Source organism: Brucella intermedia LMG 3301 (assembly GCF_000182645.1).
Taxonomy (GTDB): domain Bacteria; phylum Pseudomonadota; class Alphaproteobacteria; order Rhizobiales; family Rhizobiaceae; genus Brucella; species Brucella intermedia.
Map to the genome: position 1 here is coordinate 577,963 of NZ_ACQA01000002.1, position 16,211 is coordinate 594,173.

Below are 16,211 nucleotides of genomic sequence, written 5' to 3' on the forward strand. Positions count from 1 at the left end.
AACGGAGGACGTCATGATTGCAGTACCGACAGGCACCGCGGTTTCGCCGCGTGGTCCTATTCCCTTTTACAAGCACCTTTATGTACAGGTGTTGGTGGCGATTGCTGCCGGTATTCTCCTTGGTCATTTTTACCCCGAACTGGGAACGCAGCTGAAGCCGCTTGGCGATGCGTTCATCAAGCTCGTCAAAATGATTATCGCTCCGGTCATCTTTCTGACCGTTGCAACCGGCATCGCCGGTATGACTGACATGAAGAAGGTAGGTCGCGTTGCCAGTAAGGCGATGATCTACTTCCTGACATTCTCGACACTGGCCCTGATCGTCGGGCTTATCGTCGCCAATGTCGTGCAGCCGGGCGCCGGAATGCATATCGACCCGGCTTCGCTTGATCCGAAGGCCGTTGCCAATTATGCCGCCAAGGCACACGAGCAGACCATCACGGGTTTCCTGAGCAACATAATTCCAACGACAATTGTCGGCGCATTCGCTGAGGGCGACATCCTGCAGGTGCTGTTCTTCTCCGTCCTGTTCGGTATCGCACTGGCTTTGGTCGGCGATAAAGGCAAGCCTGTTACCGATTTTCTTCATGTCCTGACTGCACCGGTTTTCAAACTGGTTGCAATCCTGATGAAGGCAGCTCCAATCGGCGCATTTGGTGCCATGGCGTTCACCATCGGTAAATATGGTATCGGTTCGATTGCCAATCTCGCACTGTTGATCGGCACCTTCTATCTCACTTCCCTGCTGTTCGTGCTTGTCGTTCTGGGAGCGGTCGCCCGCTACAATGGCTTCTCGATCCTCGCGCTCATCCGCTACATCAAGGAAGAACTGCTTCTGGTTCTGGGCACGTCTTCGTCGGAAGCGGCCCTCCCAGCGCTCATGGACAAGATGGAAAAGGCCGGCTGCAAGCGTTCGGTGGTGGGGCTGGTCATTCCGACCGGCTACTCGTTCAATCTGGATGGCACCAATATCTACATGACGCTGGCCGCGCTCTTTATCGCACAGGCGACGGACATCCCGCTGTCGTTGAGCGATCAGATTCTGCTTTTGCTGGTGGCGATGCTGAGCTCCAAGGGTGCGGCGGGCATTACAGGCGCCGGATTTATTACACTGGCGGCGACACTGTCTGTCGTTCCCGCCGTTCCGGTTGCGGGCATGGCTCTGATCCTGGGTATCGATCGCTTCATGTCCGAATGCCGGGCATTGACAAATCTTGTCGGCAATGCAGTGGCGACCATTGTGGTGGCGCGTTGGGAAAATGAACTCGACACGGACAAGCTCGCCGCAGCGATGAACGGTGCGCCTCTCATCACGGATGTTATTCCGCAGCTGGAACCCGCTGAATAATAGTGACGACTTGAAAGGAAACGGCCCGCTTCTGGCGGGCCGTTTCATATTCATCGTTCGGCAGATTTGCCTTGGGTGATCAACCGGGCGCTATGCTGGCCGGAAATATAGGTCCACAGCCAGCTCCACGCGACAGCGGCACGGCTTCTTGTTCCAATCAGGAAGAAGATGTGCGCAATACCCCAGAACCACCACGCGATAATGCCTTTCAGCTTGAAGCGCCCCATATCGACCACAGCAGCGCCTCTGCCGATGGTGGCAAGATTGCCCTGATGCTTGTAACGGAACGGCATTGGCGGCGTTTGTCCTTCGATGCGGCTTTTTATGACCGTGGCAACGTAGGCACCTTGCTGTTTGGCGGCAGGTGCTATGCCCGGAACCGGTTTCCCGTCCGGTCCCTCGACCCAGGCCGTATCCCCGATGACGAAGATATCGTCATGCCCGGGAACATTGAGGTTTGATAGAACCTTGACGCGTCCGGCGCGGTCGCTCTCCGCGCCCAGCCACGTTGCGGCAGGGGAAGCCGCAACGCCAGCCGCCCAGATTGCCGTGCGGCACGGAATGAACTCTTCGCCGACTGTAACGCCCTCGGCTGTTATGTCCTTCACCGGAATCCCGAGCCGTACTTCCACGCCAAGTTTTTCCAGTGCTCTCAATGCATAGTCGGACAGATCTTCCGGAAAGGCGGCCAGAATGCGCGGACCCGCTTCGAGCAGCATTACGCGCGTTTGCCGCGTATCGATATTGCGAAATTCAGGCCATATGGTTTGCTTGGCGAGCTCTGCGATAATGCCTGCGAGCTCCACGCCGGTCGGCCCGCCGCCAACGATGGCAAATGTCAGCAGCGCCTTCCGTTTTGCTTCATCGGTTTCGCGTTCAGCGCGCTCGAAGGCGAGGAGCAGACGGCGGCGAATGGTTGTTGCATCCTCAAGCGCCTTCAGTCCGGGCGCCAGCGCTTCCCACTGATCGTTGCCAAAGTAGGCATGGCGTGCGCCCGTGGCGAGGACGAGCATATCGTATGAAATTTCTGTGCCGTTTTCGAGTTGCACCTGCCGGCGTTCCGTATCCACATCGGTGACTGTACCCAGCAGTGTGGTCACTTCAGTGCGGTCCCGAAACAGGTGGCGGATCGGCCAGGCAATTTCGGATGTGGCGAGGATGGTTGTCGCAACCTGATATAAAAGCGGCTGGAAAAGATGATGGTTACGCTGATCAATCAATGTAATCCGCACATTGACGTTCTTGAGATCGTGGATCAATTGCAATCCGCCAAAACCGGCACCGACAACGACAAGATGGGGGACACGCTCTTCGCTCATTACTTCCGCCTGCTTGCTGGATCAATCGGCGAGTGACCGGCCCGTTCCCAGCAGTACGCGACCGTTCGACATCAATGTATACCTGTAGATTGCGATTTCCAGACCGCTTGTCTGCGGGGGGTATTTCCGAATGGGGCACCAATCACACCGATGACATAACCAGCAGGTTGCGACGAACTTCGTCGCCATTGCCATTTACGAGCTGCTTCTCGATGTCCAGATGGGTAGCCTTCCAGATCGGCACGGCTGCCGCAAGAGTAGCTTTGCCCTCGGGTGTGAGTTGCAATAATCGCTCGCGCCTGTCGTCGGGATTCACGATGATCTCCACCCAGCCTTGCCGCTGCAACGGCTTCAGCGCCGCGGTCAGCGTGGTTTGATCCATGGCCAGAAGCTCCGCGACCGGCTTCATCGGGGGAGGCACGGGGCGATTGAGCGACATCATCAAGGAGAACTGGCCGTTCGTTAACCCCACCGGGCGCAGGGCATCGTCAAAGCGGCGGGCGAGGGCGCGGGCGGCGCGCTGAACATGCAAGCAAAGGCAGGTATCACGAACCAGAAGCGTTGTTTCAAAAGGTACATCACGGCTATTTGACATGATTTATTAATATTGATATCAATGTAAATCGTCAAGCAGGAACATTGATATCTACGGGCGGGAGCAAAAGCCGGAGGAGGGCTTGCACCATGAACGAGGTCGTATCCCGAGAAGTTTGGCTTGAGGCGCGGCGCGCGCTTCTGGCAAGTGAGAAAGAAGCCACCCATCTGCGCGACAAGGTCAATCGTGAGCGGCAAGCCCTGCCATGGGTGAAGGTTGACAAGAATTATACGTTCGATACGCCTTCGGGACGGAAAACGCTTTCCGATCTGTTCGACGGGCGCAGCCAGTTGCTGATCTATCATTTCATGTTCGGACCTGACTGGGATCAAGGCTGCACGGGATGTTCGTTTCTTGCCGACAATTTTGATGGCGCGGTGGCGCATCTCAACAATCATGATGTAACGCTCGTTGCCGTGTCGCGCGGACCGCTGGCAAAGCTCGAAGCCTACAAGAAGCGGATGGGGTGGCATTTCCCATGGGTTTCATCGCAAGGCAGCGACTTCAACTTCGATTATCACGTCTCCTTCACGAAGGAAGAGCTCGAAAACAATCGGGTGTTCTACAATTTCGACAAGCTTGCCGCAGAAGACGCCTTCGATGAACTGCCGGGCATGAGCGCCTTCTACAAGGATGAAAACGGCACGATCTATCACACCTATTCCAGCTATGCCCGCGGCATTGAAGAATGGATAGGAACGTTGATGATCCTTGATCGAGCGCCCAAGGGCCGCAACGAAAACGGGACGATGCATTTCGTCAAGCGGCACGATGAATACGAAACAAAGGCATCCGGTCATAGCTGTTGTGGCTGATCGTTCGAACAAAAGAGGGAACCAAGGGAGTACGTTCAATGAAACAGGGCTCATCTCCGTTCGTCTGGTACGAACTTATGACGACAGACACGGACAGCGCGCAGGATTTTTATACCAAAGTCGTCGGCTGGGCTGCGAAGGACGCCGGTGTTCCCGGCATGAAATATACGCTGTTCGAAGTGCCCGGATGCATGATCGCAGGCATGATGTCGATGGCGGACATGCCGAAGGAGGATTGCGGCGGCCAGGCGGGTTGGCTTGGTTATGTCGGCGTGGCGAATGCCGACGAATATGCGCGGAAAGTGGAAGCGGAAGGTGGCAAGGTTTTGAGGGCGCCGCAGGATATCCCGAATATCGGACGGTTCGCGATTGTGTCCGACCCGCAAGGCGGCATCTTTGCGCTTTTCGAACCGATGGGGGATATGCCGGCACCGGATGATTTCGGCTCACGCAAACCGGGACATCCGGGCTGGCACGAACTTCATGCGAAGGACTGCGAGACGGTTTTTCCCTTCTACGAGAAAGTGTTTGGCTGGAAACTCTCACGCAATTTCGACATGGGGCCTATGGGCAACTACAAGGTATTCAGCGTCGATGGCGCCGATCATGGAGGCATCATGACCGCGCCTCCCGGCACACCGGTCGGCTGGGGTTTTTACTTCATGGTGGAAGGCGTCAAGGATGCAGCCGACAGGGTCAAGTCTCTTGGCGGAACCGTCCTGCAAGGACCTATGGAGGTACCGAACGGGGAGTGGGTCGTTCAATGCAAGGATCCGCAAGGTGTGAACATCTCGCTTGTAGCGTCGAAACCTTAGGAAAGACTGCGCCCCGCGATTGACTGCCGGTACATTTGCGATGATTGGATGATACATCGAAACGTATCGGCGGAAGATCGACCATGCACCACAGAAGCACGCGTCAGTCTCAAAGGTCTGGAACTGTTCTCGCGGCAGATGTCGGTGGATCCTTCATTCGGCTTGCGCGCTCGACGCATCCGGGAAATATCGAGCTTCTCGAAAAGCTCCCCACTCCCGCTGACAGCTGGGAAGAATTTGGGTGCGCGCTGGAAACCGCGCTACGAACTCATGCGTCGAAAGAGGAGTGGCCGTTTGCCCTCTCGATCGCCGGATTGGTCGATCCGGATACAACGACTGCTCTGTCGGCAAATATTCCCTGCATTACAGGTCACAAGCTAAGTCTCGAACTTGGAGAGCGACTTCAGCGCCGGGTCATCGCGGCCAATGATGCCGATTGTCTGACGCTGGCAGAAGCGATTGAAGGCGCCGGTAAAGGCCACGATATCGTCTTCTGTGCAGTGCTGGGCACAGGCGTCGGCGGTGGGCTTGTTGTCGATGGCCGGCTCGTTCGAGGTAAGGGCGGATTGACTGGCGAGTGGGGACATGGCCCGATCCTCAACACATCGGTGGACCTCGATGGACAAACTGTGCTGGTCCCGCGCTTCAGTTGCGGTTGCGGGCAAAGCGGCTGTGTCGATACCATCGGCGGCGCGCGCGGGATTGAGAGGCTGCACCGTTTTTTGAATGCGGCCGATGCAACGAGCCATAGAATTATGCAGGATTGGCTCGACGGCTGTCAGATGGCCGGAAGGACAATCTCCGCCTATCTCCAACTCGTTGCCGATCCGCTGGCTGCCGTCGTCAACGTAACCGGCACATCGATCATTCCCGTGGGTGGCGGGCTTGCCACGGCGTCCGAGCTGATTTCAGCGATTGACGAGGCGGTGAGAGCCCGAATCCTGCGCAAAACGGAGCAGCCTATAGTCGTTCCCGGAATATTCGGCAGCGATGGCGGTTTGGTCGGGGCAGCGATATTGGGGCATCAGACGTGAGCGTGTTACTCGAAGTCTGCGTGGATAGCGCCGAAGGCCTATATTCGGCGATCGAAGGTGGCGCGGATCGCATCGAACTCTGTTCCGCCCTTGAACTGGGCGGTTTGACGCCCTCGCAGGCATTGATGGAGCTTGCTTCAGATGCGCCGATCCCGGTCTACGCAATGATCAGACCCCGTGCGGGCAGCTTTTGCTTTTCGGCTGAAGACGAAGCCATCATGGCGGCAGATATTGGCAACGCGAGAAATGCCGGCTTGGCAGGGGTCGTCCTGGGTGCTTCGCTCGCCGATGGTTCTCTGGATGTTACCTTGCTGGAAAGACTGATTGCGGAGGCAAATGTCCTTGGAACCACGCTCCACCGCGCCTTCGATCTCGTGCCTGACGCGGAGACCGCGCTGGAGCAGGCAATCGCGCTTGGTTTCGAGCGCATCCTGACGTCCGGCCTCTCCCAGACCGCGGAAGAGGGACTGGACAATCTGCGGCATTTGGCGGGAAAGGCCGGGAAGCGCATCAGCATCATGCCTGGCAGCGGCGTCAGTGTCGGCAATGTAGGTCGGATAATCGAAGCCACGGGTGCGACAGAAGTTCATGCTTCATGTCGCGTCGCAGTCGAAGAAAAGGATTCTCGTGCAATCGCGTTCGGTTTCGCTGGGGAACGATCATTTCGAACATCAGCCCAGCGCGTGAGTGAGTTGAAAGCCGCAATCGGACATATTTAAAGGCCGTTCATTCCAAATTCCGTGTCTGTGGCAGTGCTGATTTCGCGCAGTGGCCAGCCGCTGAAAAGGAAATTTCTCAAACAGTTCGAGGTGGCACTTAAACCCTATTGCCACCCTGAAAGAGTTTGAGTAGAAGTGACATCACATCAAGAGTTGGGGGCGACGCCCAACGCCAACCTGCCTCTCCGGGCAAGGTGGTACTCTCTGTAAAGGGAGGATGTGGCCCAACCGGCAAATATACGGATAAAGCCACTCGCGTCAGCTCCGACATAAACTAGGGACCGACGCGACATGCCGATTAAAATTCCTGACGATCTGCCAGCAACCAGTGTTCTCCAGGCCGAGGGCGTTATGGTCATGCGCGAAGCAGATGCCATTCGTCAGGATATTCGTCCGCTGAAGATCGGTCTTCTCAATCTGATGCCGAACAAGGTCACCACCGAGACGCAGATTGCGCGTCTTCTCGGCGCAACACCGTTGCAGGTGGAGCTGACCCTCGTTCGGATTACCAACCATGTGGCGCGCCACACGCCGGCCGATCACATGCTGTCCTTCTATCAGCCGTGGGAAGATGTGCGGGATCAACGCTTCGACGGCTTTGTCATCACGGGTGCTCCGGTCGAGCGTCTCGAATTCGAGGAAGTCACCTATTGGGACGAAATGCAGCGTGTTTTCGACTGGACGCAGACCCATGTGCACCGGACGCTGAATATATGCTGGGCAGCGCAGGCTGCCGTCCATCATTTCCATGGCATGGGCAAATATGAACTGCCGGACAAGGCTTCGGGTGTCTATAGCCAGCGCAACCTTGCTCCGTCTTCCCCATATCTCCGAGGATTTTCGGATGATTTCAAGATTCCGGTTTCCCGGTGGACCGAAGTGCGCAAGAGCGACATTCCTGCCGATAGCGGGTTGAAGGTGCTGGTCGACAGTCCGGAGACGGGGCTCTGTCTGTTGGACGATCCGCATCACCGCTCGCTGCATATGTTCAATCATGTGGAGTATGACACCACATCGCTTGCAGATGAGTATTTCCGCGACATTCAGGCTCAGCCCGACACGAAGGTTCCGGCAAATTATTTCCCCGGAGACGATGCGACGCGCCAGCCGGAAAATCGCTGGCGCAGCCACGCGCATCTTCTGTTCGGAAACTGGATCAACGAGATGTATCAATCGACGCCATACGACCTGGAAAAGATCGGGAAGCGTTAAGAGCACATAGCAAGGACAGTCCGACCAGAACAGACCCTGTCCAGGGCAGGGCCTGCAATGACATGTATTCAAACGCAAGCCCGCCTGTTGCTGTGCCGAGGGCCACGCCCACATGCATTGCAGACAGGTTGATCCCGACCCCGGCGTCCGCTGTTGCGGGATCGGTTGTCATGAGAAAACTCTGTACGACGGGCGATATCATCCAGCTCAAACAAGCCCAGATCATCAGCACCATACCGAAAACAGTGCTGGAGTTGACCGCGACAGGTATTGCCATCAACGCTGTTAGATAAAGGAGTGGCGTCAGCACGATGGCCAGTCGCGGCGATAGCTTGTCAGCAAGCAGGCCGCCGAGATACCCGCCCGTCATGCCAGCCAGACCAAAGGCCAACATCGCCCATATAATTCTCTGCGAAGAGACATGCACCGCTTCCAGAAGGTAGGGTGTGAGGTAGGCGAACAGCACGAAATGACCGCCGATCATCAGGATTGAAACCAGTTGCGCCGATACCAACCGGAAAGATTTCAGGTGCGGCGTGTAAGGCGGCAAGCCGCGCTGGCTGCGCCCCGCGCCGGACAATGCATGCATTGACAGAAGCAGAACCAAAGCTGCGGCTGATGCCAGGCAAAGGAAAACCGCGCGCCAGCCAAGCCACTCATTGACGATCATCCCCGTGGGAACACCGGCGACCATCGAACCACTGATACCCACGAATATGATTCCGATGGCGCGCCCGCGCATCGCCGGGATGACCAATTCCGTTGCCAGCATCGTGGCGATCAGGCAAACCGCCGCGCTTGCCATCGCCATCCCGATACGCGCGGCAAACAGAACCCCGTAATTGGGGCTCAAGCTCGCGACGATATTGCTTGCAATGAAAACACCCAACGCAGAGACCAGAATGGCTTTCCGCTCAAACCGCGTGGTGAGGACGAGCGCCAGCGGAGCGGCAAGCGCAAAGGTAATAGAGAAGATTGAGGTCAACTGACCGGCGGCGCTGACAGAAACATCCAGGCCGCGGGCGATGCCGGGAAGAATGCCTACAATAATATTCTCGGCGGTGCCGGTAACGAATGTCGCCAGTGCCAGCACAAATATGCGGGGGTCCATGTTTGCCGTTCCCTTTCATGGTAACACCATGCGGGCGACAAGCGACCCGGCCTGGCGATGTTGCATGCCGGGTTTCGAGGCAAAGCTTCGGTTATCCCTGATGTGATCTCATATCATTCAAACTGGTCTGTCGCTAGCTTTTGAGGGCAATCAACTGGCGGCACGCGCCAGCCATCTGTGCCAGTCGTCTTCCGAACCGTGGAACACATTCAGGTCGATCTTGCCATTCACGCCCTGTGACAGGCCCGATCCGGAATACTGCCAGAACGTCCACGGACGACCCGGATAGACCTTGGATGGGTGCTGTGCAACTGCGCGCAGCCAGAATGGATAATTGGTGAAAGCACCTTTCAGATTGTCGTCGTAGAAATCCGGAGCGGTATAGATGATCGGCCGCTTGCCATAATGCTGCTCCAGCTTGTCCATGAAGACCTGCATTTTTTCCCGCACCTGCGCCGGGGATGGCCGTCTCTTGCAGGACGAATCGCCATTCCATTCCACATCGATGACCGGAGGAAGCGCATCGGCTTCCTTGGGAACATTGCGGATGAACCAATCGGCCTGCTGGCTTGCCACGCGGCACCAATAGAAGAAATGGTAGGCACCGCGTTTGATGCCAGCGGCTTTCGCTTCGCGCCAGTTCTTGCGGAACATTGGGTCGAGGTGGTCACCCCCGTCAGTAGCCTTGATATAAGCGAAATTTGCGCCCTGCGTGCGCAGTTTCACCCAATCGATATCGCCCTGCCAGCGGGATACATCCACGCCATGCACCGCCAGCTTGCGCGGCGATGAACGTCCGAAATTGATTGGCTTCGCATCGCGAAAGCGGTGGCTATAGACTCTGGATCGTTCCTGCGGTGCAAGGCGCACGGGTGGGTAGGCCGCGACGTCCGGAGCCGGTACCGAAATGCGGGCTTGCGGCCGCTCCTGTGGCTGCGGTCGCGGTGCAACAGGTGCTGGGGGCTCTGCCTTGAATGGACCGGCATCTGGAATAGGGCCTGCCCATGCCAGTACTTCCTCCGGGCTGGCGGCAGGCATCGGTTGGGATGCGCTCGCCATTTCACTCAAAGGAGCGGGCGGAACCGGGCGGACCACCGAACTCGTGGTCTCGGCCGAGGTTTTCGACTGGAGCATGATGCTGTCGACGCCGGAGCTTGACGTACAGCCCGTCAAGGCGGCGCAGGCAAGGGCAATGACTGATACAACCGAAGAACGCATGAGCACCCGTAACGCAAAACAAATGGGCTGCAACGCTCCTCCCGAGCTAATTGCTAATCAAAGCTTACCGGGAAAAGCTGAATCCAAAGTTTATGAAATTGCTAATGCAAATTCTTTAATTCGACTGTTTGAGGATTTTTATCAAAGCTGTTGCAGAATTTTCCAGTCCGGTTTCATCAAATCCTGAGAAACCGAGGATAAGTCCCTGACGTGGCTTCAGTTTAGTAAAGAGCGTCGATAGCGGATGAACCTCGATATCAGCCTCTGCCAGAACGGACGCGAGATGTGTATCGCTTTGTCCCTCTGGTAAGGCCAACAATAAGGATAGTCCGGCAGGCGGGGCTTCAATCCGGAACAGGTTCGGTTCTCCGGGTGCAAGCGCTGCTATCAGTTTGCGGCGGCGCGAGGCATGGATGCGGCGCATGCGTCTTATGTGCTGCGCAAAGGCCCCGGTTTCGATGAACGCGGCCAGAGCTGGCTGCGCGAGCGGCGAGGGCGCAGGAAACAACGTCTCACGTAGTTCCCGAAATTGCGCCACCCTATGCGACGGCACGATCAGAAAGCCGAGCCGCAAGACGGGAGAGAAGACCTTGGAGAAGCTTCCGATATAAAGAATACGGTCCGAATCCAGCGACAGCAGCGCCGGCAGCGGCTGGCCGATATAACGATGCTCACTGTCGTAATCGTCCTCGATGATTATCGCATCACGTTCTCTTGCCCAGGCAATCAGTTCGAGACGGCGTCCCAAGGTCATGGTTACGCCTGTCGGGTGGTGCCGTGCCGGGGTAACAAAAGCACCGCGCGCATCATCGGCCTTGTTTCGTCCGCTGGAAACGTCGAGCCCTCCGCCATCAACCGGGACTGGGATGATGCCGAGGCCATTGACGCCAAGGATCTTGCGCGCCGGTGGATATCCCGGTTCTTCCATCCACAGCCTGTCGCCGTGGGTGAACAAGGCTTCCCGGATCAGTGAAAGCGCGTCTGCGCTGCCGCCGGTTATTATGATCTGCTCTGGCGACACGACCATGCCGCGCCATTCGTGCAAATGGCGGGCCAACGATGAACGCAGAGGATGAAAGCCGAATACATCGTCACTGTTCAACAGATCCGGGGAAGGCTTCCGCCAGATGCGGCCCAGTAGCTTTCCCCACTCATCGTGGGGGAAATGATCGCTGTCGAAGACGCCGAGACGAAAGGGCTTTGGATTCTCCCGATGAAAATGCTGCTGGTCTATCACATGAAGAGGCGGTTGATTTACGGTCAGGCTGCTGTCGGGAAGTTCAGCGGCGACGTGAGTGCCCGAACCCAGCCTTCCCTCCAGATAACCTTCAGCAATCAACTGATCGAATGCCGCAAGGACCGTTGTTCGCGACAAGCCAAGCTCCAAGGACAAGGCGCGGGTGGACGGCAATCTGGCATTGGGCTTCAGCCGTCCGGCTAAAACGGCTTGCCTTATCTGATCAACCAACTGGGCGGTAAGCGGAATATCGCTGCCGCGATCGATCCCGAACTCCGGAAGTGTATTGGAAATTGGCATCTTCGTGTTCGGTAAAAGTGGCTATTTTGTCAAAGCCACTATGCAGGCAGTTTGGCCAGATATAAAGGAGAAATATCGGCCATGACGAAAGCCCCCACCGACCGCAGTCGCGTAAAGCGCCTGCACGAACGCGGCGCCTATGATGCAGCCACGGTTCATGCAATCATTGATGCCCAACCTCTGGCACATGTGGCCTATGTGTTCAACGGAACGCCCTATGTCACGCCGACGCTTGTCTGGCGGGAAGGCAATTTCATCTATTGGCACGGCTCATCCGCCAGCCGAATGCTGGAAAGCTGCGACCAGGCGGAAGTCTGCGTCAGTTTTACCCTGCTCGACGGGCTGGTTCTCGCGCGTTCCGCGTTTCATCATTCCTGCAATTATCGCTCGGTCATGGCTTTCGGGACAGCGCGCAAAGTTTCCGACGTCGCGATGAAGGAGCATCACCTGCGCAGTTTCGTAAACGGCCTTTTCCCCGGTCGCTGGGAAGGACTGCGCCCGATGATGGCAAAGGAGTTGAAGGCCACCATGCTTCTCGAACTGGAACTGAACGAGGCTTCGGCAAAAATCCGTTCCGGCCCGCCGAAGGATGACGATGCCGATTATGCGCTGCCGATCTGGGCCGGTGTCATTCCCATGACTATCCAGATGGGCGCGCCGGTGGATGATGGTCGTATTCTGCCCGGCGTTTCGGCGCCGCAAGGCGTTACGCAGTTCGGTTACGTGGCGGAAGCCGCCGAATAGCCCGCCGGGACTTATGCGGGTCCGAGAAAGATGTGCGTCTCGGACTTCGCGATCCCGTCCATGGCACGAATGCCTGTTACCAGCCGGTGAAATTCATTCATATTGGGGACTTCGATCTCGGCGATCAGGTCCCAGGTGCCGTTTGTCGTGTTCACTGCGGAAAAGCCGGGATTTTTACGCAATGTCGCGATAACGCTTTTGATGTTTCGTCCAGTCAGTTCGATCATCATGATGCCACGGATCATGTCGGTAGACCCATGATCTTTCAGCCGGACCGTAAAGCCTGCAATGACACCCGATGCGATCAAACGCTCCATCCGGCTCTGGATCGTACCGCGCGCTACACCAAGGATGCTTGCCAGCGTCGGGATGGACGCACGTGCATTGATACGCAGTTCCGAGATTAATCGTTGATCCAGATCATCCATCGTCACACCGCCTTTTGACGATTTCGTCAGTTTGATTGCGTTTATCGCAGATTGTTGGACTTTTCTATACAGAATTGGCGTTTTCGTTGATCCTTTGCTCCGTTAGCGTGCTTGAAAACAAACAAGCCGGACAAGCAGCAACGCAACCGGCGGGGGAATTTCGGAGGTGGATCGATGAAACGTTTCGTTTTTTCGCTCCTGGATAACCAGGATGCGACGATCTTGCCTGTTCCGAATCTGTTTTCCCGAGCAATTTGCCGCCGCCATTCAGGCGTCGGTGGTCTGGAAAGATGCGTCCAGCCGGGCGCTCGGAACGGGCGTCGCCCGTGATCGCGTCACGATCACTTAGGAGAAAACGAAATGAAAACTCTTCTGTCTTCACTTGTTGCCGCTGGCATCGGTGCACTGATGATGCTCGCACCCGCGCAGGCGAATGACCTTGAAAAGGTCAAGCAGAGCGGTGAATTGCGCATCGGCATGAGCGGCGTTTTCCCGCCATTCAGCTTTGTCGACGGTCAGAACCAGGTTGTCGGCTTCGACGTCGATATCGGCACTGAAATCGCCAAGCGCCTTGGTGTGAAGCCGGTTGTCGTAACCACCGCTTTCGATGGCATCATTGCCGGTCTGCGCGCGGGCAAGTTCGATGTGGTCGTCGGCAGCATGAGCATCACGCCCGAACGTGAAAAGGCCGTCGATTTTGCAGGCCCGTATTATCGTGGTGGCCGTGGCATCTTCGTGACGGAAGCTTCCCCGATCAAGTCCATGGACGAACTGAAGCAGGGCAAGACCATCGCCGTTACGCTTGGTGAAACCAGCGACAAGTGGGCGCGCGAGCAGGGCGGCTGGACGGTTCGCACCTATAAGGGCATACCGGAATTGCTGCTGGAGCTTCGTTCAGGCCGCGTCGACGCCATTGCTTCGGATGATATTCCGATCCTGATCGCCATCAAGGAAAGCGGCGAGAAGGTTCGCCAGCTCGATACGCCGGAGCTTCAGGGCACCGACAATGTCGGCATCGCCCTGCGCAAGGGTAATCCCGAGCTGAAGGATGCCATCAACAAGGCCCTCGACGACATGAAAGCCGATGGCACCTACGAGAATATCTCGACCAAATGGATCGGCCGCGACATCCGCTAACTATTTGAAACCCCTTGCCGGGATGGCTGTTCCACAATTGTCCCGGCAACATGTCTTTCCGACTTGGTTCTCCAGACAGGAAAGGGGAGATGATGAATTTCTCTTTGATGGCGGAGGTCTTTCCATATTTTCTGGAAGCCGCCCTGGTTACCGTCGAAATATCGGCGCTGGCCATTCTTATAGGACTGAGCGTCGGCGCGCTTGCCACAGCAGCGAAGCTATCGCGCTTCTGGCCCTTACGTTTTATCGGAGCTGCTTACGTCAGCGTTTTTCGCGGCACCCCGTGTCTTCTGCAGCTCTTCGTTCTCTATTTCGGCGGGCCGCAGATCGGCATCAATCTCGAGCCTTTCGCAGCCGGTGCCATTGGCCTCGGCCTCAATATCGGCGCCTATTACGCTGAAGCCATGCGAGGCGCCATTCTGACGGTGGATGCCGGCCAGAACGAAGCTGCCCGTTCCATCGGTTTCAGCAGCGGACAGTCGATGCGCTTTGTAGTGCTGCCGCAGGCAGCCCGCCTGATGATCCGCTCGCTCGGCGTCAACACCGTGATGCTCATCAAGGGGTCCGCTCTGGTTTCAGCGATTTCGGTGGTCGAACTGACCTATACGGCCCAGCGCTTCATCGGCTCGACCTACCGGCCCTTTGAAATCTTCGGGATCGCTGCGGCCATCTACATGGTCCTCATCTATATCGTTGCACGCTTCGTCGATTTCCTCGAAGCCCGCTACGCACTCAAATAGGCGGTGACACCATGCAACTCGATTTCTCCATCGTCCCGCCTTATACCGAACTGCTGATGACCGGCGTCTGGTGGACGCTCATCATCGCTGTGTCCTCATCCATCGTCAGCTTCTTCGGCGGCATCGCGTTTGCCTTGCTCGTCCTATACGGCAACTGGCTGGTACGTTATCCGGTTCGTTTTTTCATCTGGCTGTTCATGGGCACGCCGCTGCTCCTGCAGCTCTTCCTGCTCTACTATGGCCTCTCGCAGATCGGCATCAACATTCCCGCCGTGTGGACCGGCGTTATAGGCCTTGGCCTGCATTTCGCGGTTTATAATTCCGATCTTTTCCGCACTGCGATCCTCACCGTCGATCCGGGGCAGAACGAAGGTGCCCGTTCGCTAGGCTTCGGCAGCGGTCAAACTCTGCGCTACATCATCGTACCGCAGGCCGTGCGCAATGCGCTGCCGCAGGTGGGCAACAACCTGATTGCCCTTCTGAAGGACACGGCTCTCGTGTCGGTAATCGGGATTACCGAACTGGTGCATGCATCGCAGCAGGCGATCAGTGAAACCTACAGCCCGTTTGAATTCTACATCACTGCTGCAGTGATCTTCTACGTACTCAATCTCATCCTGGAAGCCGGATTGCACTGGATGGAAAAGAAAGTCGAGGCTTACCGATGAGCAACAGCAAACCCATGGTGGAAGTGCGCGACGTCCACAAGGCTTATGGCGCACTCGAGGTTCTCAAAGGCATCAACCTGTCGGTCGAACGCGGCCAGATCATTGCCATTATCGGCCCTTCCGGTTCCGGCAAAAGCACGTTGCTTCGCTCCATCAACCATCTGGAAACAGTCAATTCGGGCCAGATTCTGCTTGACGGCGTGCAGGTGAACCAGTCGTTGAGCGGGCGTGCCTTCGAGCGGCATATCAATGCCGTGCGTCAGCAGATGGGCATGGTTTTCCAGCACTTCAATCTGTTCCCGCATCTCAATGTGATGGAAAACATCACGCTCGGGCCTATCAAGTTGAAGGGCAAGAGCAAGCAGGAAGCCCAGGAACTGGCCGTTTCCCTTTTGAAGAAAGTCGGTCTCGCCGACAAGGCTTCCATGTATCCGTCGCGTCTGTCGGGCGGACAGAAGCAGCGTGTGGCCATCGCCCGCGCACTGGCGATGCAGCCGAAAGTCATGCTGTTTGACGAAGCGACATCCGCGCTCGATCCGGAGTTGGTCGAGGAGGTCAATCAGGTCATGAAACAGCTCGCGCAGGAGCATATGACCATGCTGATCGTGACCCATGAAATGCGTTTCGCGGCTGAGGTCTCCGACAAGGTGCTGTTCATGGACAAGGGCGTCGTGGTGGAGGAAGGCAAGCCGGATGTGATCTTCACCAATCCGGAAAATGAGAGAACGCGTGCGTTCCTGAAAAAGCATCTCAACCAGTAAGTGACTTTTT

At 56.7% G+C, this 16,211-nt stretch carries 18 protein-coding genes and 1 riboswitch; of the genes, 12 read left to right on the forward strand and 6 right to left on the reverse strand.

The genetic code is table 11. The annotated features are described in order from the left end of the window. The first annotated feature begins 13 nt into the window (after positions 1-13). Positions 14-1,348, forward strand: coding sequence for a dicarboxylate/amino acid:cation symporter (locus OINT_RS15135; protein WP_006471734.1), 1,335 nt, complete (start codon positions 14-16; stop codon positions 1,346-1,348). A 50-nt stretch (positions 1,349-1,398) separates the two neighbouring features. Here OINT_RS15135 and OINT_RS15140 read toward each other — a convergent pair whose 3' ends face one another. Together OINT_RS15140 and OINT_RS15145 are read right to left on the reverse strand one after the other, a co-directional pair. Beyond that, positions 1,399-2,667, reverse strand: a complete 1,269-nt coding sequence (locus OINT_RS15140; protein ID WP_006468739.1) for an NAD(P)/FAD-dependent oxidoreductase — start codon at positions 2,665-2,667, stop codon at positions 1,399-1,401. A gap of 142 nt (positions 2,668-2,809) precedes the next feature. Continuing rightward, positions 2,810-3,262, reverse strand: a complete 453-nt coding sequence (locus tag OINT_RS15145; protein ID WP_006468740.1) for a MarR family winged helix-turn-helix transcriptional regulator — start codon at positions 3,260-3,262, stop codon at positions 2,810-2,812. 89 nt (positions 3,263-3,351) lie between these two features. Here OINT_RS15145 and OINT_RS15150 point away from each other — a divergent pair, with 89 nt between their 5' ends. From OINT_RS15150 to metA, 5 genes are all read left to right on the forward strand, one after another. Further along, positions 3,352-4,077, forward strand: a complete 726-nt coding sequence (locus OINT_RS15150) for a DUF899 domain-containing protein (RefSeq protein ID WP_006471735.1) — start codon at positions 3,352-3,354, stop codon at positions 4,075-4,077. Between the two features lie 38 nt (positions 4,078-4,115). After that, the gene (locus OINT_RS15155) at positions 4,116-4,892 is read left to right on the forward strand and encodes a VOC family protein (RefSeq protein WP_006471736.1); all 777 of its coding nucleotides are present in this window, start codon (positions 4,116-4,118) and stop codon (positions 4,890-4,892) included. 83 nt (positions 4,893-4,975) lie between these two features. Continuing rightward, positions 4,976-5,926, forward strand: coding sequence for an ROK family protein (locus OINT_RS15160; RefSeq protein WP_006471737.1), 951 nt, complete (start codon positions 4,976-4,978; stop codon positions 5,924-5,926). Continuing rightward, on the forward strand, positions 5,923-6,645 hold the full coding sequence (locus OINT_RS15165) for a copper homeostasis protein CutC (protein WP_006468744.1): 723 nt from the start codon (positions 5,923-5,925) through the stop codon (positions 6,643-6,645). The genes OINT_RS15160 and OINT_RS15165 overlap by 4 nt, the downstream gene beginning before the upstream one ends. Before the next feature lie 138 nt (positions 6,646-6,783). Beyond that, a riboswitch (SAM-I-IV-variant riboswitch) is annotated at positions 6,784-6,894 on the forward strand. A gap of 42 nt (positions 6,895-6,936) precedes the next feature. Beyond that, entirely contained in the window at positions 6,937-7,857 is a 921-nt protein-coding gene (metA, locus tag OINT_RS15170; RefSeq protein WP_006468748.1) for a homoserine O-acetyltransferase MetA, read from the forward strand. Here metA and OINT_RS15175 read toward each other — a convergent pair. The 3 genes from OINT_RS15175 to pdxR all read right to left on the reverse strand — a co-directional run bounded on the left by OINT_RS15175 (position 7,802) and on the right by pdxR (position 11,723). After that, positions 7,802-8,968, reverse strand: coding sequence for an MFS transporter (locus OINT_RS15175; protein ID WP_006471738.1), 1,167 nt, complete (start codon positions 8,966-8,968; stop codon positions 7,802-7,804). The genes metA and OINT_RS15175 overlap by 56 nt on opposite strands. A 150-nt stretch (positions 8,969-9,118) precedes the next feature. Then, on the reverse strand, positions 9,119-10,186 hold the full coding sequence (locus OINT_RS15180; RefSeq protein ID WP_006471739.1) for a glycoside hydrolase family 25 protein: 1,068 nt from the start codon (positions 10,184-10,186) through the stop codon (positions 9,119-9,121). Between the two features lie 115 nt (positions 10,187-10,301). After that, positions 10,302-11,723, reverse strand: coding sequence for a MocR-like pyridoxine biosynthesis transcription factor PdxR (gene pdxR / locus OINT_RS15185; protein WP_006468752.1), 1,422 nt, complete (start codon positions 11,721-11,723; stop codon positions 10,302-10,304). An 81-nt stretch (positions 11,724-11,804) separates the two neighbouring features. On the opposite strand from pdxR, the gene OINT_RS15190 reads away from it, so the two are divergent. Beyond that, entirely contained in the window at positions 11,805-12,467 is a 663-nt protein-coding gene (locus OINT_RS15190) for a pyridoxamine 5'-phosphate oxidase family protein (protein ID WP_006471740.1), read from the forward strand. Positions 12,468-12,478: 11 nt separating this feature from the next. Here OINT_RS15190 and OINT_RS15195 read toward each other — a convergent pair whose 3' ends face one another. After that, a complete protein-coding gene (locus OINT_RS15195; RefSeq protein ID WP_006471741.1) occupies positions 12,479-12,895 on the reverse strand; it encodes an Lrp/AsnC family transcriptional regulator in 417 nt (138 codons plus the stop codon). Positions 12,896-13,106: 211 nt separating this feature from the next. On the opposite strand from OINT_RS15195, the gene OINT_RS23870 reads away from it, so the two are divergent. The 5 genes from OINT_RS23870 (at position 13,107) to OINT_RS15215 (ending at position 16,201) form a co-directional block, all read left to right on the forward strand. Continuing rightward, a complete protein-coding gene (locus OINT_RS23870) occupies positions 13,107-13,244 on the forward strand; it encodes a hypothetical protein (RefSeq protein ID WP_157796381.1) in 138 nt (45 codons plus the stop codon). Between the two features lie 11 nt (positions 13,245-13,255). Beyond that, positions 13,256-14,032 carry an ABC transporter substrate-binding protein gene (locus OINT_RS15200; RefSeq protein ID WP_006468760.1) on the forward strand — a complete coding sequence of 259 codons (777 nt, stop codon included), beginning with the start codon at positions 13,256-13,258 and terminating at the stop codon, positions 14,030-14,032. Between the two features lie 92 nt (positions 14,033-14,124). Continuing rightward, entirely contained in the window at positions 14,125-14,772 is a 648-nt protein-coding gene (locus OINT_RS15205; RefSeq protein WP_006471742.1) for an amino acid ABC transporter permease, read from the forward strand. A gap of 11 nt (positions 14,773-14,783) precedes the next feature. Next, a complete protein-coding gene (locus OINT_RS15210; RefSeq protein WP_006468763.1) occupies positions 14,784-15,440 on the forward strand; it encodes an amino acid ABC transporter permease in 657 nt (218 codons plus the stop codon). Then, positions 15,437-16,201: an amino acid ABC transporter ATP-binding protein gene (locus OINT_RS15215; protein WP_006468764.1), complete on the forward strand. Its 765-nt coding sequence runs from the start codon at positions 15,437-15,439 to the stop codon at positions 16,199-16,201. Before OINT_RS15210 ends, OINT_RS15215 begins: the two co-directional genes overlap by 4 nt. Positions 16,202-16,211: the final 10 nt, after the last annotated feature.